The sequence below is a fragment of the Desulfitobacterium sp. genome, from assembly GCF_034927245.1.
Taxonomy (GTDB): Bacteria; Bacillota; Desulfitobacteriia; order Desulfitobacteriales; family Desulfitobacteriaceae; genus Desulfitobacterium_A.
The window spans coordinates 83561-104853 of sequence record NZ_JAYFQK010000008.1; the positions used below are offsets into that span (position 1 = coordinate 83561).

The following is a 21293-nucleotide window of genomic DNA, read 5'->3' on the forward strand; positions in this document are numbered from 1 at the left end:
AAGAAAGGTGTAGAAAATGATAACTATTGATTCGTTACTTCAATTAGCTGTAGAACATAGAGCATCCGATATTCACTTGACAGTCGAAAGTCCTCTTGTCTTAAGGATTGATGGAGCTTTAACTCGCATTGGCGAGGAAAAGCTCTCTCGTCAAGAGCTGGATCAATTTGCCCACTCATTAATGAATGAGCATCAAGCGCAGCACTTTTTAGAACAGGGTGAGCTTGATTTTTCATATAGTCTGCCCGGAGTAGGGCGTTTTCGGGTGAATGCCTTTCGGCAGAGGGGTTCGGTGGGTATCGTCATTCGGATAATTCCGTTTACGATTCCTACGCCGGAAAGTTTGGGTTTACCCCCCGTATGTATTGAATTGGCTAAACTTGAAAAAGGCTTGGTATTAGTAACGGGGCCGACAGGCAGTGGTAAGTCAACGACACTGGCTTCGTTGATTGATTATATTAACCGGACGCGTTCTGTGCATATTGTGACGATTGAGGATCCGATTGAATATCTTCATCAGCATCGTTTAAGTTTAGTCAACCAACGGGAGATCGGCAATGATACTCTTTCCTTTGCCAATGCTCTTCGTGCGGTTTTGCGCCAGGACCCGGATGTAATCCTTGTCGGGGAAATGCGGGATCTGGAGACCATTAGCACTGCGGTAACCGCGGCGGAAACGGGACACCTGGTTTTCAGCACACTCCATACTAATGATGCGACTCAGGCTGTAGACCGGATGATTGATGTTTTTCCTCCTCATCAGCAGCAACAAATTCGGGTTCAGCTTGCTTCTGTACTGCAAGGTGTCGTAGCCCAGCAGCTCTTGCCGCGGGCAGATAAAAAAGGGAGAATTGCCGCCTTTGAGATTCTGCGGGTTAACCAAGGTGCACGTAATTTAATTCGTGAAGGAAAAACTCATCAACTCCCTACGGTAATTCAGACAGGAGGAAAGCAAGGAATGCAGTCGATGGAAAAAGCGCTTCAAGATTTAACGAGGCAGGGCTTAATTACGGCTGAATTAGCTCAAGAAAAGCTGCAAGCTATGGGACGGTAATTCCATACTCTAAGTAAGGAAGTACGGGAATACAAGAGGAGTCGGTGGTATGAAAGTCCGAGAATATTTCTGGAAGGCGGCAGATGCCGAAGGCCGGATCATTCAGGGAACATGGCAGGGTACAGGTTTAACGGAGATCCAAAGACGATTATTTCTCGAAGGGTACTACCCCATTCTGATCCGTTCTTCCAAAGGATTGCTTGAGATTATTTCCTCAATCCCTATCTTTGAACAGCAGCGAAATTCTCTTCAATTTTGGGCCAATTTCTGCCACCGCTTAGGGATGCTTCTGGAAGCAGGCGTCCCCATCCTCTCCGCGCTCGACTTAATGGCTATTCAAAAGCAGAAAAAGTCAAGGATAGGCCGGCAGACAAATTGGGCAGAGGTTAGAGGATATATTGAAACCGGAATGGATCTTTCCGAAGCTTTGAATTACATAAATCCCCACCCCACTCCGGCAATTCGAGCCTTGATTCGAGCAGGGGAACACGCGGGAAAATTACCGGTTATCTTGACTCAACTGGCGCATGATTTGGAAGAGGAATACCGGTCTAGGCGGAGAATTCAAGGGGCTTTGGCCTATCCTGCTTTCCTCTTTCTTATGGCCCTTTCCGTTGTTTTTGCCCTCAGTCAATTTGTCTTGCCTGTTTATGAACAAGTTTTTAGCAACCTGGACAGCTCACTGCCGCTTATGACCCGGGTCATTTTTGCAGTGGCACACTGGATTCCCTTTAGCCTCGGTTTGATATTGATGAGTTGTGTGGGAGGCGTTGTTCTTTTAAAGTTGAAGTATGCTGAAAAATGGAAGGGTAAGGCTTTTGATTTATTGGGGCGTCTTCCTTTGTGGGGTTCTCTTTACAAACAAAGTGACCAGGTTCAGTTTTTTAGAATTTTGGGTACATTGATGGAGGCGGGTATTCCCCTTGTTGATGCGCTGAGTCTCTCTCAGGAAACGGTTCGCCTGCCTTCGATGAAAGAAAAAATTCGAGAACTGACCTTTGCTGCCCGTGAAGGAAGACGCCTTTCACTGCTATTTCGTTCTGATTCTTTTTTTCCGCCCGATGCCGCAATGCTTTGGTCGATTGGAGAGGAGTCCGGTCAGTTGAGTACGATTCTTCAGCATTTAGCCAAGATGCTGCGTCAGGATCTTGAAGAAAAAATGGAACGATTAACATCTGTCTTAGGACCGGTTTTGGTCATCGGAATCGCAGCAATCATCGGGGCCATAGCTATTGGAATAATGATGCCCGTCTTTGATATAGGAACGAAGATCCAATAGAAAATGGGGGAAGAAAATGATTACGCATGAGGAGAACAAACACGCAAAAAACAAGCAAGCAAAGATTAAGCAGCAAGGGTTTACGCTGGTTGAAGTTCTGATGGTGGTTGTGATTATTTCCGTTTTAGCGATGATTGCCATACCTAAAATAAGTTCAAGCTCGGAGGGCGCCCGCAAAAATGCGGATATAGCCACGGCTCACCAAGTAAAAACTGCCTTAGACCGCTACCAGGTGGAAAACGGGATATACCCGATAGCAAAGGAGTTTTCCGCATCTAACGGTACAGTAACTGCCGCAAAATTCATTCCTAAATATATTACCAAACTTGACGCAAGGACAACTCAGCAGGAAACAGACGATGCCCAAAAAGGCTTTGGTGTAGCTGCTCTCGGAAAAGATGGGCTGATTCCTGCTTCTTCGACTCCCTCAAATTTAATTATGATTTACCTTTCCGCTGATGGATCAGGTGCAGAGGTGCGGGCTTACAACTCTAAGTTAGATGAGGTACTATGGACATCATCAAACTAAAAATTGATGTGAAAAATATAGAAAAATATAGATATGAGGTAAAAGATGTGGATGAAATGATGATGAACTTATTTTGGGGAGTTTTTGGACTGATTATCGGCAGTTTTCTAAACGTAGTCATCTTTCGTGTACCCCAGGGGGAATCTATAGTAAAACCGCGTTCCCACTGCCCTCAGTGCAAACATGTCCTAAAAGCCTGGGAGCTTATCCCTGTCTTGAGTTTTCTTGTTCTGCGCGGACGCTGCCATTCCTGTGGTGCCAAAATTTCGTGGCGATATCCCGGGGTAGAGTTCCTGACAGGCTTGCTTTTTTTTCTTTGGGCCTGGCAAAATCCTTTGGAGTCCGTCCCTGTACTCGGTGTTCACTTTACGATGTTGGCCGTTCTTTTGGTCTTAGCCCTTATCGATTGGGATACGATGCGCTTGCCGGATGTTTTTACCCTTCCTCTGCTCTTCCTCGGGATTGCTTCTTCTTTTCTTCTTCCTATGGAGGTATCCGGCGGCGAAAGCCTGGTGACAGCCCTCGGGGCAGGGGGAATTTTTTGGCTGATCGCGAAGCTTTATCCCCAAGGAATGGGGCTCGGGGATGTCAAACTGATTGCGGGAATAGGAGCTTTTTTGGGATTTCCTAAAATCCTGCTGGCCCTTTTTATAGCGAGTTTAGCGGGTTCAATCGTGGGTCTCCTTTGGATGGTCATTCGCGGCAGGCAATTTCGGGCCCAAATCCCGTTTGGACCGTTTCTTGCCTTCGGAACATATGCAACCTTATTTGGCGGGGATTGGCTGCTCCAAATATTTTTTAATCTGATCTAAGTGCACGAGTAACAGCGTAAAGGGTGAGGGTTTATGACGAGGATGCAGGTTTGCCTTGAATTGAGCGAACGGGAATTACATCTGCTCATTTTCTTTCCGGAAACAAGGAAAGGTCAGCTCGTTAATCTGAACCAAGTCAAGTATGACTCCTATCCGATTCCTGAAGGTTGGCTTAAGCACGGTCAAGTACAGCTCCAACGTTTAACAGAGCTCTTAAAGGAGGTACGACTTGCCCACAAGATTCCCGAGAATACACTAACATGGCTTGCGATACCGCTGGTCAATGGATTTATTCGTGAATATTCTCTTCCCTGGATTGCACCAAAGCATCGGGAAGCGGCAATTCAATATCTGGCAAGGGAAGAAATGCCGATTCCCCAGGATAATCAAGTCACCGGTTATCTTGTTACCGAGGCAGACAAGAAGCAAAACAGGCTGAGAGTTACGTTGGGTGCAACCCGTCGGTCTATATTCGAGGATATTCTTCAAGCATTTAGGGAGGCGGGCTTTAAGCTTGCAAAAGTTCAATTTGCGGCGGCAGCCTTTGGGGATGCCTTAGGTCTTAAACCTCAGGAGCATTATCTCTATTTAAGCGAGACCAATGGAGGAATCCAAGTCCTTCTGTATCATGGAATTCTTCCGGAGATTACACGATTTTTTCCTGCTTCCGCAGAGGGTGATGCCAAGGAATGGGTGAGTGAAATCGGCCGTATTTTTGGTCTGATGAGCTCAGATGTTTCTATAAGCCGTATTTTTATCAGCGGGGAAAAGAGTACAGTATTTCTGGCAAAGAGTATTGTTGGCGCTGAATTTCCCGGGCTCACTTCGATGACCGAGATAGTATCCATTGAACAAATAGCAAGGGCGTGGCCTTGGAGAGAGAATCGTCCCGAGGTAATCTTTCCGTATCTGCCCTGTCTGGGTTTAGCGCTTGAAGGCGGATCAAAGGGGAAAACTCAAAACGTTAATCTCCTTTCCGAATATCTGATGAAGTTAAAAGAAAGCCGTCAACAACGAATGATGGTTGGAATAATTCTACTCTCCCTATTATGCACCTCGGGATTGTGGTTTTACGGGAAAAATCAACAAAAGATATTGCAAACAGAAGTTGAGGGGATCAAAAATAGAGCGCTGAGTCAACAGGCTCAGGAACGAAATGAAAATAATCTAGTCAATGCTTGGAAGAAAACTAAAGGATTAAGTCAAGAAATTCCGGCCTCATTGAAATTGCTTCAAGAGCTGGAAGGTAACGGGATAGCCTTTGAGCGCCTGGAGTACAAAGAAGCGATCTTAACTCTGCAGGGAACGGCAAAACAGGCGGGCCAACTGGAACATTTTCTTACGGAGTTGTATGCCCAAGATTGGCGGCAGGTTCAGCTACGTGAATACCGTCAAGAAAAGCCATCGGTGATCAATTTTACGGTAACGGCTGTGAGGTGATATGTTCTGGAAATAAAGAAAACCCGCCTTAAATATTGGGTAATTGCGGGCGCGGCTTTTTGTTTGATGGGCCTGGTCTGCTGGCCGAGTTACGCTAAAATTCGCGAACTGAATCTGGAGAAAAGTCAGTGGCAAGCCCAACTTGAACTTCAAAGGCCTAAGGTTCAAGAGACGGTGATGCCGACGTTGATGGAGCTGCCCACAACGATTGAAGCTTGTCAGCGGGTATTTCTGGAGGAAAATGTACAAGTGCTTACCGTTAACCTGGACCGGATCGAAACGGAGAGCCGGGAAGTACTTGATGAGCAGGATGCAGGATTAAGTTATGCTCTTTTTCATTTTAAACTGAGCGGAAGCTGGAGGGGGATTGAAAACGCTTTTCAGCGTCTTGAGAATATTTCCAATCAAATCATTCATATTCAGGAGGTTCGCCTTAATCCCGAAGGGGGAGATACGGTTCTAAAAATATATTTTTATGAACCAAACAAACTCAATCGACCATAATATGGAAGAGAGAGGGGGCGAACGAATGCCTGAATACGTAATTCTGCGGGGAGACAATTTTTATCAACTGGCCCAACGGCTTGGGGGAACCTGTGAAGATTGGATTCTCGCCAATCCCGGAATAAATCCTTTAACCCTTCAAATTGGCCAAAAAGTTGTTCTGCCGGAATTAAATACGCCTAATGCGCGCGAACAATATGCGGAAATCAGTGGTGAAGAGGGGTCCCGATACGCCGGTGAAAAAATGGATGAGGTTGAAATGGAAATCGAAGGGGTACGATTTCGCATCAAGCGGATTGGGGAAAGTAAAGTTCCCCATGAAGTCCATTTAATTGTGCCAAGGACCGAGATCCATAAAATCCAGCCTCAGGGGGAGCAAGGTCCGTGCGAGGTTCAAATTATGATCAGCAATGTTGATATCGTGCATTCCCCACGATTGATGAGCGAAAAGGGAGGAACAACGGGAACAACAGGGACAACAGGAACACAAGGAACAACAGGGGTGGCTAGTACAGCTGCGGCTCCGTCTCCGTCCGCAATTACGCAAATATCGGGGCAAAGTCAACCTCAGCAAAATCCGCTGGCACAGACGCAGGAACTGGGTTTCGATATTCGTCAGACTAATCCGATTCAATTTCGTAAGTAATCCGGAGATAAGGGAATAATCGAGCAGGGTCTATCACAAAACCTATGGTCGTGTAGTTTCGGGTCTTTTGCAATAGTCTATAATTATATGCGCGCGAATAAGGGTTGTTTTGCGATAGCCCCTGATTTATTCGTCAAAAATAAGGGAAACTAGTCTTAACGGCAAAATTATGATAAAATTTCATTATGTGTTTGAAAGGGGTAATTGCATGAGTCGTCTTGAAAGAATTCGCTTGAAAATGCAGGAAGCAAAGTTAGATGCATTTATCATTGCTTCCCCGGAAAACCGTCGCTATATGAGCGGCTTTACCGGAACGAGTGCAATGTTGTTCATTACACTTGAAAAAGCTTGTTTGCTGACGGATTTTCGCTACATACAGCAAGCAACAGAACAAGCTCCGAATTTTCAGGTGGTCAGGATCTCAAATATGTACAATTCCCTTGCGGAATTGGGCCAAAAGGCGGCAAGAGTCGGATTCGAGGAAGAATTTACGACCTATGCAGACTACTTGAACTTAAAAGAAGCATTGCCTCAGGCAGAGCTGGTTTCTCAATCCAAGATTTTAGAAGAGCTGCGTGCGATTAAAGATACGGAGGAACTGGCAAAAATTCGTCAAGCGGTTAAGATTGCCGATGATGCTTTTGCCCATATTCTGCAGTTTGTCGAACGAGGACAGACGGAAGCAGAGATTTCCTTGGAACTTGAATTTGCGATGCGGCGCAATGGCGCAAGCGGCGGTTCTTTTGACTTTATTGCAGCATCAGGCATACGTTCTTCCATGCCTCATGGGGTTGCCACCACTAAAACCATTGAACAAGGTGATTTCCTGACGATGGATTTTGGTGCAATTTATCAAGGCTATTGTTCAGACATAACGCGAACCATTTGCTTCGGTGAACCGACCGAAAAGCAGCAGGAAATTTATGAGATCGTCCTGAAGGCTCAAAAGGCCGGAATAGCTGCGCTTAAACCGGGAATTCCCGGCAGGGAAGTTGATGCAGTGGCGCGTGGAATCATTGCCGACGCCGGCTATGGTGACTTTTTTGGGCATGGTTTAGGGCATTCGGTTGGGCTGGCTATTCACGAAAACCCCAATCTTAATCTGCGGGAGGAACGAATTCTCCAACCGGGTATGGTTATTACAATCGAACCCGGAATTTATATACCGGACTGGGGAGGCGTTCGCATCGAAGATATGGCTGTTGTTACGGAAAATGGCTGTGAGGTCTTGACACAAGCGCCAAAGGAGTTCATTATTATTGAGTGAAAAATTTTTGCTTTAAAATGGGACAAGATAAGATTAACATATTTTTATTTAGGAGGATTATGACTATATGATCTCTACGAGCGATTTTAAAACAGGTTTAACAATTGAAATTGATGGCGATGTTTATACCATTGTTGAGTTCCAGCATGTTAAACCGGGAAAAGGTGCTGCTTTTGTTCGTACCAAACTAAAAAATTTAAAGACCGGCGGAGTTACTGAGCGTAAATTCAATGCCAGCGAAAAAGTTGAAACGGCTCATGTTGAACGTCGTGACATGCAATACCTTTATAAAGACGGTGATCTTTTTAATGTCATGGACAATGAGAGCTATGAACAAACCAGTCTGACTGCAGAGCAAATCGGGGACGGTGTAAAATGGCTTAAGGAAAACATGAATTTAGGGGTGCTTTTCTTCAATGGAACTGTTATTGGTGTTGATCTGCCAAATACAGTCCAATTAACCGTTGCTCATACTGAACCCGGCGTTAAAGGGGATACGGCAACCGGCGGTTCGAAACCCGCAACAATGGAAACAGGCGCGATTGTTCAGGTTCCGTTCTTTGTCAATGAAGGTGAAGTTCTGATTATTGATACCCGTACAGGCAACTATGTTCAACGTGCTTAACTAAGCGATTAGCTCGGTTAAATAAAATTATAAGCATTACGAATTGAAAGACCTCCTTCGGGGTAAGCTTTTTCTATAGATTAGAAGGCTACTCGGTGGAGGTTTTTTTGATGAAATTAAATATTATTCCTTTGGGCGGAACAGGCGAGATTGGGAAAAACTTGCTTGTTTTTGAATATGAGGATTCAATTGTTGTCATTGACGGCGGGGTAAAATTCCCGGATGATGAATTACTGGGCATTGATTTGGTGATTCCGGATATCACCTATCTTGAAAAGAATAGGGAAAAAATCAAAGGCATTTTTGTGACTCATGGGCATGAGGATCATATCGGAGGCTTGCCTTTTATCCTGCCAAAACTCCAGGTTCCGGTCTATGCAACTCGCTTGACCTTAGGACTGGTTCGGGCAAAGGTTCAGGAACGCGGCGGGTATCCGGATTCCTTGTATCGGGTGCTTGAACCGGGCCGCCCCATCAAAGCCGGAGATATCGAAGTGGAAGCGTTTCGCGTTACCCATAGCATTCCCGATGCTGTCGGTTATTCCATATTGACTCCGGTAGGCAGGGTTGTCTATACAGGTGATTTTAAAGTGGATTATACACCCATAGATGGTCAAGAAATGGACTTGGGAAAATTGGCGGCATGGGGTCGGGAGGGAGTGCTGGCTCTCCTCTGTGATTCTACGAATGCAGAGCGCCCGGGGATGACTATGTCCGAACGGGTCGTCGGCAAAACCCTAAGAGAATGGTTTCAACGTGCCGAGGGGAAAATTATCATGGCAACTTTTGCTTCTAACGTTCATCGTATTCAGCAGGCCATTGATGCAGCAGCAGAATTGAAAAGAAAAGTTAGTGTGGTCGGCCGAAGCATGGAACAAGTTGTTCGCACTGCCCAAGAGGAAGGATATCTGCATCTGCCTGAGGAAGATATGCTGGTTGATATCAGCGATATCCAGGAACTTTCCCCCTCTCGCCTGCTCATACTGACAACGGGGAGTCAAGGCGAACCCTTTGCCGCTTTAACACGAATGGCTACCGGAAATCATCGTCAAGTTCAGGTTGTACCCGGAGATATGGTAATTATCTCGGCAACCCCTGTTCCCGGGAATGAAAAATTGATCGGACGAACGATCAATCATTTGTATCAAATCGGAGCGGAAGTTGTAACTAAAGAATTAGGACAGGTCCATGTTTCCGGCCATGCGTGTCAGGAAGAGATTAAGCTTGTGATCCGTTTAACTCAGCCGAAATTTTTGATCCCTCATCATGGGGAAGTTCGGCACCAAGTCGCTATCCGCAAGATTGGTCAATTGCTGGGGTATGAAGAAGCGCAAATTCCTATTACTCAGTTAGGAACGCGTGTCGTTTTGACTCCGGATAAAATGGAGATAGGGGAAAGGGTTGAAGCGGGAAGTGTCTATGTTGATGGCTTAGGCATTGGCGACGTGGGCCAAATCGTCCTCCGAGACCGTCAGCAATTAGCAAAAGACGGAGTCGTTGTCGTCGTTGTTGTTTTAACCAAAGGGAAAGGCGTTCCCAATACAATCGTATCAGGTCCGGATATTATTTCGCGCGGGTTCACGTTTATGAAAGAGGCTAACGATCTAATTGATGGTGCCAAAAGCGCGGCAATGACAGTTATCGAGAACCAGCTCCGACAAGAAAGCTGGGAATGGGGAGTATTAAAAGGAGCGCTCCATATAAGCCTAAGCAACTATTTCTGGGATAAGACGCGCCGTCGTCCCATGATTCTGCCCGTTCTTCTGCAAGTTTAAAGGGTGTCGTAATTATTTTGATACCGTAAAAAATTATAATCTTCGGCAGGCTTGAAATACAGCCTGCTATTTTTTGTTTGACAAAAGTAAAAATTGAGTTATTATATGAAGTGTACTTCATGTGAAGTTTGCTTCACTAAAAAAAGAGGGAGAATAATTGAAAAACAAATTAAAAGAATATCGGACGCAAGCAAAAATGACTCAGCAAGAATTGGCGGATAAAGTCAATGTAACATCAAGGACAATTATTTCATTGGAAAAGGGAATTTATAACCCGTCTATTTTACTGGCATATAAGATTTCATTAGTATTTAATACTAATATCGAAGAATTATTTTGCTTGAAAGAAACACAGGAATTGGAGGATAGAAAATTATGATGATTTATAATAAGAAAGGCTTTATCAGTGGTATTATATTTTTAATAATATGTATAATTGGATTGGTTTCAGTTATTCTAAAGGGATTATCTCTGAAAATGGGTATATTGCTCCCTTTAGTATTCCTATTTTCGATTACAGAGATAAAAAGAAGCCTTTCAAGGTCTGCATCAAAGGAAGATATTACTGCAGCAAATGATGAGAGAGATCAATATATTATTTTAAAAACATCACACAAAGTATTGCAAATTATTAACGCCATTAATTACATTATGGTTCTAACGTCTATGGTTATGTATGCGGTAACGAAAAACCAACTTTGGCTTAATTGGCTTATATTATCAGCCGCCTATTTTACAGTGTTATTTGTTACGGTAATATCGGTGAACATTTATTATGAAAAGCACGAATAAAATGGGCATAATCAGAGGTTGTTTTTTTTACAATGTTCTTATATTGTGCACTTAAATGAACGAAGGCTCAAAAGGCCGCCATCCATGACGGCCTCAGGACCTTGGGGCGTACGGCATCGGAAAACGGAGGGTTTGCGACATCAGGGTAGAACATATTAGGTAAGGTAATAAACCGACATCGCAAACCCTCAAAACATTATCTGAAATACTCAGTCTTAATAACGTTTTCGGGAATTCCTAAACGTTAGGCGACAGGTAGCCTATCGTAGTTTTTCTTTTATGATTTCTGGTTTTAGGTTAAAATTTAAAGAAAAAGATATCTACTTACCGGAAAAGAGGTTTGATTTCAGTGAATATAATTGTTAAGTTAGACGACATAGTGGCAGAACTAGAGATAATGTTCGATGACACTCGATCATTCCTAAACACCAAAACCGGTGACATTGTGGCAATTTCAGATGATGATTTTCGTGCGGCCGAAAGCGAGGAATCAGTCGAAAAATTTCCGAACTGGCAGCATGAGAATATTAGAATAGCAATTGAAATTCTGGAAGAGGATCACTTTATCCCGTTACCCTCAAAATTTGATGTTCACGAGTATGAAATTATGGAAAGATTTTGTTTATCACTAGATAACGAACGTCTGTCTCGCCTCATGTACGACTCGATTAAAGGGAGTGGTGCATTTCGAAGGTTTAAGGAAAATATCGATAGATATAACAGAAATAGACCCCGTAACAAGGGGTCTAGCGATTATTTTGAATCTGTTCAATTTCAGTTACTAAAAAATTAAAATCCAATTCCGGCATTCTTCCTATGAAATCATCTCTTTTGACTAATTTACATAAGTCTGCTTTCATTAAAGGAATTAGCTTATAGCCTTGCACCCAAGAAGGTTTTAGTAATCCAGCTTTACGCCAATTGAGAATTGGGATTTTGAATTGGTCATAATATTTCGGAGGATCATGTGGTGGCACTGACGTTGTTGCAACCAAAATCAATATGGCCCCATCCTCTTCACTAACTATAATGGCAGGTCTGACCTTTGATTCTTCAGGAGAATCCTCATATCCAACTTCGATCCAGTAAATCTCACCTATACTAAAGTCATACATTGTCGATTACATTATTCTCCTTCAACAATGTAACGATGATCTTTATTGTTTTTGTCAAATAACAATTTTCCATCCTTAATGCTAATAGGTTGTACAGTGGCCTTTTCTAACTTTTTAGGGGTTAGGGATAATTTCTTATAGCCTTGTTCTTTCGCAACGGCACTCAAATTTTCCCCCTCCTTATTTTCAAAATGATTCTCTTTATTGTCCATCATATCACCTTCTAAACACTCATTCAATAAGTAGTATGCCCATGATTTGCCAATTAGAAGATATAAAATGGAATCATAAGGTATATTAAATGGAGAAGTTAGAAATTTTAATTTTTGGGGGCACAAATGAATTCAATCAGAGATTATAGAAGTGATGCGGCAACATTAGCTACATCTGAAATGCGTCAGGCAATGGCAAATGCTGAAGTCGGAGATGATTTTGCTGGTGAAGATCCAACAGTAAAATATTTGGAAGATATGAGTGCCCAAATGTTTGGAAAAGAAGCTGGACTATTTGCTATTTCAGCTACAATGGCAAATCAAATAGCAATAATGACTTCTACTCAACGTGGAGATGAGGTTTTAGTAGGTGAAGAGTCCCATATTTATAGTATGGAATCTGGTGGATTAGCCGCTCTATCTGGAGTTCAGGCCAGACCTCTTCGAAGTTCAAACGGACAGTTTGATTTACATGATGTTCAACGAGCTATTAGAAATCGTGGGCTTCAATTGCCTATCACACGGGTTCTATGTCTAGAAAATACATACGATTTAAATCTTGGCATACCGCTATCTCAAGAGTATATGTCGGAGATATCGATGTTGGCACATAAATATGATTTACTAGTTTATTTAGACGGAGCTCGAATCTTTAATGCTGTAACAGCTTTGAAAATTGAGCCTAAACTCTTATGCCAAGGCATCGACGTCATGCAATTTTCTCTTTGTAAAGGATTAAGTGCTCCCGTTGGTGCCATTCTGCTAGGGACAAAAGATTTCATTGAACAGGCGCGGAGAGTAAGGCAGAGAATTGGAGGTGGAATGGCACAGCCCGGTCATATGGCTGCAGCCGGTATTGTCGCACTTCAAACCATGATTGACAGGATTGAAGATGATCATATAAATGCAAAACGTTTAGCTATTGAACTTGCAAAATTTAATGAGAATCTAGTTAATGTGGAGAAGACCTTGACTAATATTGTTCAAATCAATCTTAAAAGTGTAGGGAAAGATGCTTTATACTTGGCTACATCTTTAGAAGAATATGGTATTAAAGTTAAAGTTGTGGACCCAACGACGTGTAGGCTAGTAACTCACTGGGGAATTACCGCTAGTGATATTGACGAAACAATTGATGCAATAAAGAAAATACTATGATGAATGATAGCTGATTCCAACATTAAAGGATTGGTTTACTTTTTTCTTGTATGGCGTAATGGAGTAATTGTTTAGGCGCTCATAGTTCCGCAGCATCATGCGGCGGACTACCATCGAAAAACTTTATTGAAAATGGTTTTATCAAGGGAGGAAGAATGATGTCCAATAGAATAGAGTTAAATAAAGAAGCAAGAGAAGATATGATATTGGCCATAAAAACATATTTTTTAAAAGAAAGAGATGAAGATTTAGGGGATCTTGCAGCAAGTTTTATTCTTGATTTTTTCATGGAGAAATTAGCGCCTCATGCATATAATCAAGGTGTTTATGATTCATACAAATATATGAGTGAAAGAACTGAAGATTTATTAGGAATTCAGAAGTATTAACCTTCTTAATTCTTTCTTGAGTTGTTAATGATTATGCAAGCTTAGCAGAAGTCGGTATGTTTGTTAGAGAATTTGGGGTCCCGATTGCTTGCGAGATAGATTGTGAGGGATATGAATGAGAAGAAAGTCCTTGTTTATTGGTGCGGTTGTACTTTTAATTCTTGTAAGTGGCGGCTACTGGGCACATTTGAACCGGGGCGATAAAACTATCGAAGGGGCAATTGAGAAAACTGGGCGCAGGGGAGGCGAAGTAATTTACCAGGAAAAAGTTAACGGTGGCGTAGTTGTTTTTACAAAGCGTATTACCGGAAATACAAACACAATTGATGCTGGCTATGTGAAAAAGGGGTTGCTGGGCTGGAAATGGATATGGGGAGGCGGTTTTTCCAGTTATTCAGGACAGTACTTCCAGGCTGTTTCTGGAACTCCGTTTCCTATGCTAATTGGTGATATCAGCAATGAACAAATTGCAGCTGTCAAAATAACTGATACGGAACATAAGAACTCGAAGGAAGCTAAGATAGTGGGTAATGATAATGATCGTGTTTGGTTTACTTTTCTTGATAAGTCCGACGGGCCTGCCTTTGAAATAGAGATTTTATCGGATGTGGGCAAGGTTCTTGACACAAAACACATCAACGTACGGATCAATACAAACTTTTAGCTAACATCCATTAAAAGGCTTAATATTGGTCTAAATGACAAGTCTGAGCCAATATGAAAGATGGTCCGTCGCCTCTGGCCAGGTGGTCGGCCTAGTTGGGCAATGGTACCATGAGAAGATCGCTACGGTTAGGGGGAAAGAAGAATATTGCTTACAATGGTTCACTCAACTCTGCAGCAACCACAATTTTTATGATATCGAGTCTACTATTGCCTTTACTTTAGAAGTCAATGGACTCGTTCCTAGCCATTTTGAAACCTCACGGTATCTAGTGTTAGCAATGAACCTTGACTCGGTTCCATTACGTAATACCAATCGCCAATTGTTCATTTATACAGAGCAATTCTCTGACAGCGAACACTTTACAGTAATTGACAACGGAAAACCAGTTAGCTCGATGAACTTGGAAAGAGTAACGGACCGGCACTTCATAATATCCAAGTTTAGTACTTTACCTGATTGGCAGAACCAAGGAATTGGAACGCAGTTCCTAGAAATCGTACTCAATCGGTTTTCCGATAAAACGGTACAGTTATTTGTTGATGCCGAAAATACTAAGGCAATATCCTTTTACAAGTGGTTTGGTTTTACCACGGTAGGGGAATTATTTAACTTTGAACGGACATAGAGTAGCTAAGGTCAGTCTTTGGGGCGTCCGCACATCAGATTACACGAGGATTCCCGCGAGGGTGCGGTTAAGAAAGCTTTTGAGGTATGCCACACCACATGTCCTCTGTCACAAGACTTGCAATTTAGAGTTGGATTAAGAGAAGCAAGTCTTGCGCCAGCCCTGTTGGGACGGACACGTCGGGAATCCCGGGAACGTTATCTGAAACCGTACGCAGATACCGCGCGTTTATGCGTGGAGTAGGAATTAGTGATGACTATTGCACATTTGTAGGATTATGTGTAGGAAAGATTGCTTATTTAGGAGAGTGAGTGTCGGTTGAAAATTAGAAAAGCAAAGTTTGAAGATTTGAATATAATTATAGACATCTTTAGAAAAGCAATTAAGGTAATGAACGACAATAATATTCACCAATGGGATGAAGTTTACCCTACGGATACAAATCTAGAACAAGATATATTAAATGGACAAATGTATGTAGGAATTAGAGATGGTGAAATCGTCTCTGCTCTAGTAATTAACAATGAATGTGATGAAGAATATAAGAATGGCAATTGGAGATATGACGATGACAATTGTGCCGTAGTCCATCGACTGTGCGTTAACCCAATTTATCAGAATAAAAAAATTGGGAAAGACACTATGTTTAAGATAGAAGAGTTATTAAAGACGGAGGGAATTCAATCTATAAGATTAGACTCGTTTTCTCTAAATCCATATGCCTTAAAAATGTATCAAACACTTGGATATCAAAAGGTTGGAGAAGCAAATTGGAGAAAAGGATTATTTTATTTGCTTGAAAAGAAATTATAAAGGATTCTTAATTGAACACTTTTCCTATATTGTGCACCTAAATGAACGGAGGCTCAAAAGGCCGCCGTCCTTGGCGGCCACTGAATCTGGGGGCGTACGACAACGGATAACAAGGTGTTCCCATAACTTTGACAATATGAAAGTTAAACGGCGCTACGGGGACACCCGCGACGTTATATGAAAAATGGCGCAATTAAAGAAAAACTTTCAGGTTAGGAGGGAGGAAATAGCTCGATGAAGGTAAGAGGCATATTTATCGTGTTGATAATTGGAGCAGTTATTATCGCACTCGCCGCTTGCAGTCGAGCAACAGTAGAAATTACAAAATATGTTGATGTATACGATATCGTAAAAGAGGCATTCCTAACTGACAAGGGATTTAGCGATGAACTGTCCAAACATATTACTAGGGAAGTTTTCGACAAAACTAACATTTATAACGCTTATCCCGTTAATTCTCCCGAGTACAACAAACCATTTAAGGTTGATTTTAGTCTTGAGGAAATATCCCAGAAAAAGGATGACTCCCTGATTCGTGTAGAAATGATTTATTCAGTTAAAATAACCGATTCCAAAAACAAAACCGTAGGTGGCTCAAAGGATATACCGATAACCTTCATGGTAAAAACCATGGATACCGAATGGATCATTATTAACAAAGAAGAACCAGCTTAATGCGTATTCTCTAAGTTGGTATGGTTATTTAGCCAAGTTTTTCTGCTGAAGTTGTATCTGGGGGCGCCATCCATCATATAACACGAGGATTTCCGCGAGGGTGCGGATAAGGAAGTTTATGGGGTATGCCGCACCACATGTCCCCTGTCACAAGACTTGCAATTTAAAGTCGAATTAAGAGAAGCAAGTCTTGCACCAGCCCTTGCGGGACGGACATGTCGGGAATCCCAGGTGCGTTATCCGACATAGCCTGTCGGAGTAGTATTTTGGGTTGTTTAATTATCGGTATATCATTTGGGAAAGAAAAGTTTAGACGTGAAATTTATGGTATTTGTGGTATGATTAGTATATATCGTTTTTTCGGAGATTGGAGAGATGGCAAGAAAAACAAGAAGTGACTGTACCGTTGGGACTTTCGAAAAGAAACAGGGCTTGCCCCCCGGTACAATTAGAAATCAAGACGGAAGGGATACCCGAAGCGACAAAAAGATCGGAACAATAAGAAAAGAAGCTGACAAGAAGTAATGATAAACCCCGCTAACCTGACGGGGTTTTGTGTATTCATAACCCCCGTTGAGCTAGAAGGCTAAATCAAATGACTGATGTATTAAATTTCGAACGGTGGATACCGAACTTACTTAATATTATCCAGGGATAGAGAAGCGATGAAGGACAGGGTTTTATACTGGAGACCTAATTAGCGAATTCAACGGAATTTATGCTACAAACCTTGGTACCTTGCCTAGCAATTCAATAAATGCACACTTCGGAGAAGTACATAAATAGAATGGATTAGAATGTAGGTAAGAGGGTGGAGATAATGACTGCTAAAAAGGGAAAGATTTCAGCCATCGTATTGGGAATAATATTCTATTTTACATTACTTTTATATGGTATAAATAACAATTATCCCAAATCGCTTGTATTCAATATTTTTTTTCTAATTCCGGCAATAACGCTTTTACTTACATCTGTTATTAACATGTTCTTTCCAAATAAGAAAGCAAAGACTACTCCAAATGATGAAGAAATCTCAGGTATTAAGTGTTATTGCTGAAGTTTAATGACCATAGATTGATGGTGTAAGGTGTCCCAAAATAGCCAGATAAGCTGACCTAAAAGATAAAGATTTTTGTCTGTCCGTCGGTCCGTCACCGAAGTTTGAAAGAAGTTCAGAGCCAGTTTTTTCTCACGAACTGGCTCTCATGAATTCACTATTTATCCCATCGAGTTTTTGTTTTTGCTTCGTAGGCCAAAATATCTCCTCTGGCCTCTTTTAATTTCTCTTCAAAAACCATTCTGAACCAAGCTGTTCTGTTTTTAGTGGGAGGATACTGGTGGAATTTATCGCTCACTTTGCAGACGGCTTCGATCATTTCGCTTGGGCCATAACCTAGATTTTCGGCTACTTGTAAGGCCATCGGGAGTAGATCGTAGAAGCCAGTCTTTACGAAGTATTCTTCCGGTCGCTTCATGACAATTCCCCCTCAATAACCCGTTTCACCATGTGATCATCAATGATTCTGTGGCCGTTCTGTGCACCATACATAAGGCAATGCGTACAGATCTTGTTGATGAGTCGGGCAGTTCCACTGGAGAATCGGTATATTTCATCGGTGGCTCCGTCCGAAAAAATATCGTGTGAAGCTCCGGCATAATTAAGGTGCCGTTTTATATACATTTCCACCTCGGCTCGGTCATAATGTGTTAATTTACACTGTAAATCGATCCGTTGACGAATAGCGGCATAAGATTGGAGTTGCAGCCGATCCCAAAGCTCACTCTGACCGACAAGTATAAGGGCCATGGGACTTTGCGCATCCATATTCGTGTTCAATAAAAAGCGAACTTCCTCTAACATCTCCCGATCTAGAAGATGGGCTTCGTCCACGACCACAACGGGTTGAAGGTGGTGAATCCCGCGCATCAATTCGATTTCACGATGAAGCTGACGCTTCGCATCTCCACGATAAAACTTAGACTCACAGCCTAGCTGCTCAAGGAGTCCTTTGTAGAAGTGTCGAGGAGTAAGCTTGGAGTCGGATAAATACAGCACTTTAAATTTTGCAAAATCTAAGGTTTCGGCATAACGACGGATGGTTGTTGTCTTTCCTATGCCTGAGTCGCCGGTAATTACGGCAAACCACCTTCGTTCAGCCGCATACTCTAATCTCCCCAGGGTTTCTTCCAGCACCGGTGAGGGATAAAGTTCTTGGGTCGGGATATCCCGGGAGAATGGAGCATGGCTTAGTCCATAAAATGATTCAAACATGATCTACCCCCTCCTTCCGTACACTACGGTAGGAGATGGCCGGGGCTAGCCGAGTTTGTCGCTGCCGGTGCTTCTCTTGGGCTGCCGTGAGCAAACGTGAAGACTCGGCGGGTTGGGCCTGTAAGTGTTCGGGCATTGCCGGTCGTTTCCCAGCGCGTTCCCCAATCACGAGTTCATGGACTTTCCAAGGCGTGTGACCAACGTATTCAATGGTAAGTTCAGTTAGGTCAGAGGGATCATAAACCACCTCTACAGTGTAGCCCACGAAGGGAAGGCCGACTTCATACTTTTTGCCCATAAAGTTAATGCAACCCGACTTATCCACGCGACGTGTTTCGCTGTGCAAGAAAGCATTCGCAAGCACCTCGGGTTCAGCGAATCTAAGGGCCTGTTTGTCACTGCGAAAAGCAGTATCCGGGCTCATCTTGTTTTCTAACGCGGAATGTGACTTATTGAGATAACATTCACTGAGCCAAACCTGAAAGAGTTCGTTCATCCGATTCAGGGTTTTTGGCTTTTCTAGGGCTGCTTCGCTTAAAAAGGCGTCGACCACTCGATTAAAACGTTCTACCTTTCCCGTAGCCTCAGGAGAATAGGGTTTCGCAAAAAGGAGCCGAATCCCTAGTTTTGAGCAGGCCCGCGTCATCCACTTCGTTCGGTACTGCTTACCGTTGTCGAAGTACACGGATTCCGGCAAGCCAAACTTCTGAATTGCAGCACGAAAGGAGTCTTCGACGATTACCTGATCGAGCGTCGGGTAAAATGCACCCTGCAGAACAAACCGCGTTGCGTCATCTACAAACGTGACCAGAAAGACTTGTTTCATGGCCCCATTCGGACCGATCGGAAGATACGGCCCAAACTTTATGTCCGAATGCCATAATTGGTTACGATGCCGCCGTTGGAATCGCCGTGCGGCTATGCCCGAATCGGCGTACATCCGCATATGACGGGTGCTATAGCCACACCTCGCCAGCTTCCCCTGCAGGGTGCTCCGTTTGAGTTCTCCGGGCTGTGCTTTTCCTTCCCATTCCAGAATCTGAATGATCTGAGCGACGCTACGATTCGGGACTTCCCGACGGAGTAAGATGGCCTGATCGAGAAGCTCTGGGGCAATGGATTCATGAGGGGACCGGCCCCTGCCTTTGGGTTTTAATCCTTCAAAGCCCGCTTTACGGTACTTGGCTAAATACCGCCGTAATGTCCTCTCGGACAAACCCCATTGTTCACAAATGCATGCCTTTAAATCCCGAGCCTGGGCTGAATCAATCCCTGCAGCAAGCAACGGGGACAAAAGTTGGACCCGTTGTGCCGCAATCTCTTCGGCTTTCTTCTGATCTTTCACCGAAAACACGTCCTTTCAGTAGATTTCAATTCGAGTCTACCTTAAGGACTTCCGGACAAGAATGCAGAACGGGTATGTAGCCATAAATTTATATTAGCAATAGGGCGGACAATTCGCGCTAGCCACCCCGATGCTTCGCTGACATACTGTCCAATGTGTTGGTGCGCAGACAGTGGAGAGACGGACGGCTCCTCCACAGGATCTTGTCTTAAACGAATAGCAATGGATTTTAGACAACCGACCAGGTAAGGTTGCATTGTGTGGAACCACGTCTTCCATCGGTACAAGGTTGAGTCATCGACCGCGATGTCTACGGATTTCGAGGAATCCATTATCCCTTGTTCCACACATTTGGATTCATAGCGTTTGTAGGGAACCAGACAGTCCGGTAGTTCATGGTGAATTCGCCTGCATTGGGTACACCGCAATCTACGAATGACCAACACCTGAATTTGTCCAGACTTACTTCTACGTTGTCGCTTACGACTTCCGATAACCTCCAGTTGTTCTCCACAGCAGGGACAAGGGATGGATTCCGCACACCGAACAAAAAACACCAGTAAGTGGGTTTTCAATAAGCTCATAATTTGATACAATAACCATGTTGTTGGGGGATGTCTCTGTGAACTTGTTTCAGCAGGTTCACATTAAAGGGGACATCCTTTTCCTTTGCTTTGATAAGGTCATTATATCTGTCAATTCATGGACAGGCAATCCCGTCAGCTTTTGGACTGTTTGCGCTAGCGCAAACAATTAAGTTTTTAAATTATATACTCGTACCGATCGTTCTAGGTTTTATTGCAATGTTTTATGTTATTAATGGTGAATATACTGAAATAGGTTGGGTAGTAATTGCTTTGGTAGTCACATTGGGATTGATTGGTAAGGACCTTATCTTCGGTAGAAGTGAAACGTAATTATATATTTTTGCTGAAGGGGCTGCCCACCATGACAGCCCTTGAATTACAGGCCGCCATCCATCAGATAACAGAGTGTTCTCGCAACTTAGCAAAGCTGGATGCAGTTGGGACGCTATGGGAAAGGCTTCTCGGCTATTTCGTACTTGTAGAAAAATGTTAAGGAACAGGAGGGATACTTTAGCTTATATGAGCTTTAAAAGTAAGAAATTGCGAATGGTGTGTTGGATAATCTTACTACTCATTATTTTAATAGTAACATATTATTGGCTAAGCTTTAGGTTCTTTATAGACTTAACCCAGTTTTGGTTAATGGGACTTATCCTATCTTTCGCTCTTGTATTTATTCTTCATAAGATTTTAAAACTCTGGAAAATCCCGA

Annotated in this window: 27 protein-coding genes; 21 read left to right on the forward strand and 6 right to left on the reverse strand. The window is 43.0% G+C overall.

The genetic code is table 11. From position 1 onward, the window contains the following. Nucleotides 1-16 precede the first annotated feature (16 nt). From VB077_RS02425 to VB077_RS02485, 13 genes are all read left to right on the forward strand, one after another. Nucleotides 17-1054, forward strand: coding sequence for a type IV pilus twitching motility protein PilT (locus VB077_RS02425; RefSeq protein WP_323413622.1), 1038 nt, complete (start codon nt 17-19; stop codon nt 1052-1054). Between the two features lie 49 nt (nt 1055-1103). Further along, the gene (locus tag VB077_RS02430; RefSeq protein ID WP_323413623.1) at nt 1104-2333 is read left to right on the forward strand and encodes a type II secretion system F family protein; all 1230 of its coding nucleotides are present in this window, start codon (nt 1104-1106) and stop codon (nt 2331-2333) included. Between the two features lie 16 nt (nt 2334-2349). After that, nucleotides 2350-2862: a type II secretion system protein gene (locus VB077_RS02435; RefSeq protein WP_323413624.1), complete on the forward strand. Its 513-nt coding sequence runs from the start codon at nt 2350-2352 to the stop codon at nt 2860-2862. Between the two features lie 56 nt (nt 2863-2918). Beyond that, nucleotides 2919-3674, forward strand: coding sequence for a prepilin peptidase (locus tag VB077_RS02440; protein ID WP_323413687.1), 756 nt, complete (start codon nt 2919-2921; stop codon nt 3672-3674). Between the two features lie 33 nt (nt 3675-3707). After that, nucleotides 3708-5114 carry a hypothetical protein gene (locus VB077_RS02445; protein WP_323413625.1) on the forward strand — a complete coding sequence of 469 codons (1407 nt, stop codon included), beginning with the start codon at nt 3708-3710 and terminating at the stop codon, nt 5112-5114. Between the two features lie 66 nt (nt 5115-5180). Next, nucleotides 5181-5618: a hypothetical protein gene (locus VB077_RS02450; RefSeq protein WP_323413626.1), complete on the forward strand. Its 438-nt coding sequence runs from the start codon at nt 5181-5183 to the stop codon at nt 5616-5618. 25 nt (nt 5619-5643) lie between these two features. After that, the gene (locus VB077_RS02455) at nt 5644-6264 is read left to right on the forward strand and encodes a LysM domain-containing protein (RefSeq protein WP_323413627.1); all 621 of its coding nucleotides are present in this window, start codon (nt 5644-5646) and stop codon (nt 6262-6264) included. A gap of 208 nt (nt 6265-6472) precedes the next feature. Next, nucleotides 6473-7531, forward strand: coding sequence for a Xaa-Pro peptidase family protein (locus VB077_RS02460; RefSeq protein ID WP_323413628.1), 1059 nt, complete (start codon nt 6473-6475; stop codon nt 7529-7531). Between the two features lie 67 nt (nt 7532-7598). Next, a complete protein-coding gene (gene efp, locus VB077_RS02465; RefSeq protein WP_323413629.1) occupies nt 7599-8156 on the forward strand; it encodes an elongation factor P in 558 nt (185 codons plus the stop codon). A 110-nt stretch (nt 8157-8266) separates the two neighbouring features. Then, entirely contained in the window at nt 8267-9931 is a 1665-nt protein-coding gene (locus tag VB077_RS02470) for a ribonuclease J (protein ID WP_323413630.1), read from the forward strand. Nucleotides 9932-10088: 157 nt separating this feature from the next. Beyond that, a complete protein-coding gene (locus VB077_RS02475; protein ID WP_323413631.1) occupies nt 10089-10310 on the forward strand; it encodes a helix-turn-helix transcriptional regulator in 222 nt (73 codons plus the stop codon). Continuing rightward, nucleotides 10307-10723: a hypothetical protein gene (locus tag VB077_RS02480; protein ID WP_323413632.1), complete on the forward strand. Its 417-nt coding sequence runs from the start codon at nt 10307-10309 to the stop codon at nt 10721-10723. Before VB077_RS02475 ends, VB077_RS02480 begins: the two co-directional genes overlap by 4 nt. Before the next feature lie 349 nt (nt 10724-11072). Then, the gene (locus VB077_RS02485) at nt 11073-11516 is read left to right on the forward strand and encodes a hypothetical protein (RefSeq protein ID WP_323413633.1); all 444 of its coding nucleotides are present in this window, start codon (nt 11073-11075) and stop codon (nt 11514-11516) included. Here the strand turns inward: VB077_RS02485 and VB077_RS02490 are convergent. Together VB077_RS02490 and VB077_RS02495 are read right to left on the reverse strand one after the other, a co-directional pair. Further along, a complete protein-coding gene (locus VB077_RS02490) occupies nt 11470-11838 on the reverse strand; it encodes a type II toxin-antitoxin system PemK/MazF family toxin (RefSeq protein WP_323413634.1) in 369 nt (122 codons plus the stop codon). The genes VB077_RS02485 and VB077_RS02490 overlap by 47 nt on opposite strands. 11 nt (nt 11839-11849) lie before the next feature. Continuing rightward, on the reverse strand, nt 11850-12050 hold the full coding sequence (locus VB077_RS02495) for a hypothetical protein (RefSeq protein ID WP_323413635.1): 201 nt from the start codon (nt 12048-12050) through the stop codon (nt 11850-11852). Between the two features lie 126 nt (nt 12051-12176). Here VB077_RS02495 and VB077_RS02500 point away from each other — a divergent pair, with 126 nt between their 5' ends. The 7 genes from VB077_RS02500 to VB077_RS02525 all read left to right on the forward strand — a co-directional run bounded on the left by VB077_RS02500 (nt 12177) and on the right by VB077_RS02525 (nt 16902). Next, nucleotides 12177-13208, forward strand: coding sequence for a GntG family PLP-dependent aldolase (locus tag VB077_RS02500; RefSeq protein ID WP_323413636.1), 1032 nt, complete (start codon nt 12177-12179; stop codon nt 13206-13208). Between the two features lie 158 nt (nt 13209-13366). Next, on the forward strand, nt 13367-13597 hold the full coding sequence (locus tag VB077_RS02505; RefSeq protein WP_323413637.1) for a DUF2164 domain-containing protein: 231 nt from the start codon (nt 13367-13369) through the stop codon (nt 13595-13597). A gap of 115 nt (nt 13598-13712) precedes the next feature. Further along, nucleotides 13713-14261 (forward strand): hypothetical protein, encoded by a 549-nt coding sequence (locus tag VB077_RS02510; RefSeq protein WP_323413638.1) that lies wholly within the window; start codon nt 13713-13715, stop codon nt 14259-14261. 280 nt (nt 14262-14541) lie between these two features. Then, complete coding sequence (locus tag VB077_RS16535; protein WP_416337014.1) at nt 14542-14889, forward strand: GNAT family N-acetyltransferase; 348 nt, start codon at nt 14542-14544, stop codon at nt 14887-14889. Between the two features lie 318 nt (nt 14890-15207). Then, nucleotides 15208-15702 carry a GNAT family N-acetyltransferase gene (locus VB077_RS02515; protein ID WP_323413639.1) on the forward strand — a complete coding sequence of 165 codons (495 nt, stop codon included), beginning with the start codon at nt 15208-15210 and terminating at the stop codon, nt 15700-15702. A 234-nt stretch (nt 15703-15936) separates the two neighbouring features. Continuing rightward, on the forward strand, nt 15937-16377 hold the full coding sequence (locus VB077_RS02520; RefSeq protein ID WP_323413640.1) for a hypothetical protein: 441 nt from the start codon (nt 15937-15939) through the stop codon (nt 16375-16377). Between the two features lie 375 nt (nt 16378-16752). After that, a complete protein-coding gene (locus VB077_RS02525) occupies nt 16753-16902 on the forward strand; it encodes a hypothetical protein (RefSeq protein ID WP_323413641.1) in 150 nt (49 codons plus the stop codon). A gap of 689 nt (nt 16903-17591) precedes the next feature. Here the strand turns inward: VB077_RS02525 and VB077_RS02530 are convergent. Genes VB077_RS02530 through VB077_RS02545 form a run of 4 tightly spaced genes read right to left on the reverse strand, consistent with a single transcriptional unit; the run spans nt 17592 to nt 20578 of the window. Continuing rightward, nucleotides 17592-17852, reverse strand: coding sequence for a hypothetical protein (locus VB077_RS02530; protein WP_323413642.1), 261 nt, complete (start codon nt 17850-17852; stop codon nt 17592-17594). Beyond that, nucleotides 17849-18649 carry an ExeA family protein gene (locus VB077_RS02535; RefSeq protein WP_323413643.1) on the reverse strand — a complete coding sequence of 267 codons (801 nt, stop codon included), beginning with the start codon at nt 18647-18649 and terminating at the stop codon, nt 17849-17851. Before VB077_RS02535 ends, VB077_RS02530 begins: the two co-directional genes overlap by 4 nt. Continuing rightward, entirely contained in the window at nt 18642-19994 is a 1353-nt protein-coding gene (locus VB077_RS02540; RefSeq protein ID WP_323413644.1) for a DDE-type integrase/transposase/recombinase, read from the reverse strand. Before VB077_RS02540 ends, VB077_RS02535 begins: the two co-directional genes overlap by 8 nt. A 41-nt stretch (nt 19995-20035) precedes the next feature. Then, nucleotides 20036-20578 carry a DUF6431 domain-containing protein gene (locus VB077_RS02545; RefSeq protein ID WP_323413645.1) on the reverse strand — a complete coding sequence of 181 codons (543 nt, stop codon included), beginning with the start codon at nt 20576-20578 and terminating at the stop codon, nt 20036-20038. Nucleotides 20579-20942: 364 nt separating this feature from the next. Here VB077_RS02545 and VB077_RS02550 point away from each other — a divergent pair, with 364 nt between their 5' ends. Continuing rightward, nucleotides 20943-21074 (forward strand): hypothetical protein, encoded by a 132-nt coding sequence (locus VB077_RS02550; RefSeq protein WP_323413646.1) that lies wholly within the window; start codon nt 20943-20945, stop codon nt 21072-21074. The last annotated feature ends 219 nt before the right edge of the window (nt 21075-21293 follow it).

Bases quoted from the DNA above. Each gene is read 5' to 3' on its own strand.
- VB077_RS02425 (WP_323413622.1), top strand. From the start codon at position 17: ATGATAACTATTGATTCGTTACTTCAATTAGCTGTAGAACATAGAGCA.
- VB077_RS02430 (WP_323413623.1), top strand. From the start codon at position 1,104: ATGAAAGTCCGAGAATATTTCTGGAAGGCGGCAGATGCCGAAGGCCGG.
- VB077_RS02435 (WP_323413624.1), top strand. From the start codon at position 2,350: ATGATTACGCATGAGGAGAACAAACACGCAAAAAACAAGCAAGCAAAG.
- VB077_RS02440 (WP_323413687.1), top strand. From the start codon at position 2,919: ATGATGATGAACTTATTTTGGGGAGTTTTTGGACTGATTATCGGCAGT.
- VB077_RS02445 (WP_323413625.1), top strand. From the start codon at position 3,708: ATGACGAGGATGCAGGTTTGCCTTGAATTGAGCGAACGGGAATTACAT.
- VB077_RS02450 (WP_323413626.1), top strand. From the start codon at position 5,181: ATGGGCCTGGTCTGCTGGCCGAGTTACGCTAAAATTCGCGAACTGAAT.
- VB077_RS02455 (WP_323413627.1), top strand. From the start codon at position 5,644: ATGCCTGAATACGTAATTCTGCGGGGAGACAATTTTTATCAACTGGCC.
- VB077_RS02460 (WP_323413628.1), top strand. From the start codon at position 6,473: ATGAGTCGTCTTGAAAGAATTCGCTTGAAAATGCAGGAAGCAAAGTTA.
- efp (WP_323413629.1), top strand. From the start codon at position 7,599: ATGATCTCTACGAGCGATTTTAAAACAGGTTTAACAATTGAAATTGAT.
- VB077_RS02470 (WP_323413630.1), top strand. From the start codon at position 8,267: ATGAAATTAAATATTATTCCTTTGGGCGGAACAGGCGAGATTGGGAAA.
- VB077_RS02480 (WP_323413632.1), top strand. From the start codon at position 10,307: ATGATGATTTATAATAAGAAAGGCTTTATCAGTGGTATTATATTTTTA.
- VB077_RS02490 (WP_323413634.1), bottom strand. From the start codon at position 11,838: ATGTATGACTTTAGTATAGGTGAGATTTACTGGATCGAAGTTGGATAT.
- VB077_RS02495 (WP_323413635.1), bottom strand. From the start codon at position 12,050: ATGGACAATAAAGAGAATCATTTTGAAAATAAGGAGGGGGAAAATTTG.
- VB077_RS02500 (WP_323413636.1), top strand. From the start codon at position 12,177: ATGAATTCAATCAGAGATTATAGAAGTGATGCGGCAACATTAGCTACA.
- VB077_RS02505 (WP_323413637.1), top strand. From the start codon at position 13,367: ATGTCCAATAGAATAGAGTTAAATAAAGAAGCAAGAGAAGATATGATA.
- VB077_RS02510 (WP_323413638.1), top strand. From the start codon at position 13,713: ATGAGAAGAAAGTCCTTGTTTATTGGTGCGGTTGTACTTTTAATTCTT.
- VB077_RS16535 (WP_416337014.1), top strand. From the start codon at position 14,542: ATGAACCTTGACTCGGTTCCATTACGTAATACCAATCGCCAATTGTTC.
- VB077_RS02520 (WP_323413640.1), top strand. From the start codon at position 15,937: ATGAAGGTAAGAGGCATATTTATCGTGTTGATAATTGGAGCAGTTATT.
- VB077_RS02525 (WP_323413641.1), top strand. From the start codon at position 16,753: ATGGCAAGAAAAACAAGAAGTGACTGTACCGTTGGGACTTTCGAAAAG.
- VB077_RS02530 (WP_323413642.1), bottom strand. From the start codon at position 17,852: ATGAAGCGACCGGAAGAATACTTCGTAAAGACTGGCTTCTACGATCTA.
- VB077_RS02535 (WP_323413643.1), bottom strand. From the start codon at position 18,649: ATGTTTGAATCATTTTATGGACTAAGCCATGCTCCATTCTCCCGGGAT.
- VB077_RS02545 (WP_323413645.1), bottom strand. From the start codon at position 20,578: ATGAGCTTATTGAAAACCCACTTACTGGTGTTTTTTGTTCGGTGTGCG.
- VB077_RS02550 (WP_323413646.1), top strand. From the start codon at position 20,943: ATGACAGCCCTTGAATTACAGGCCGCCATCCATCAGATAACAGAGTGT.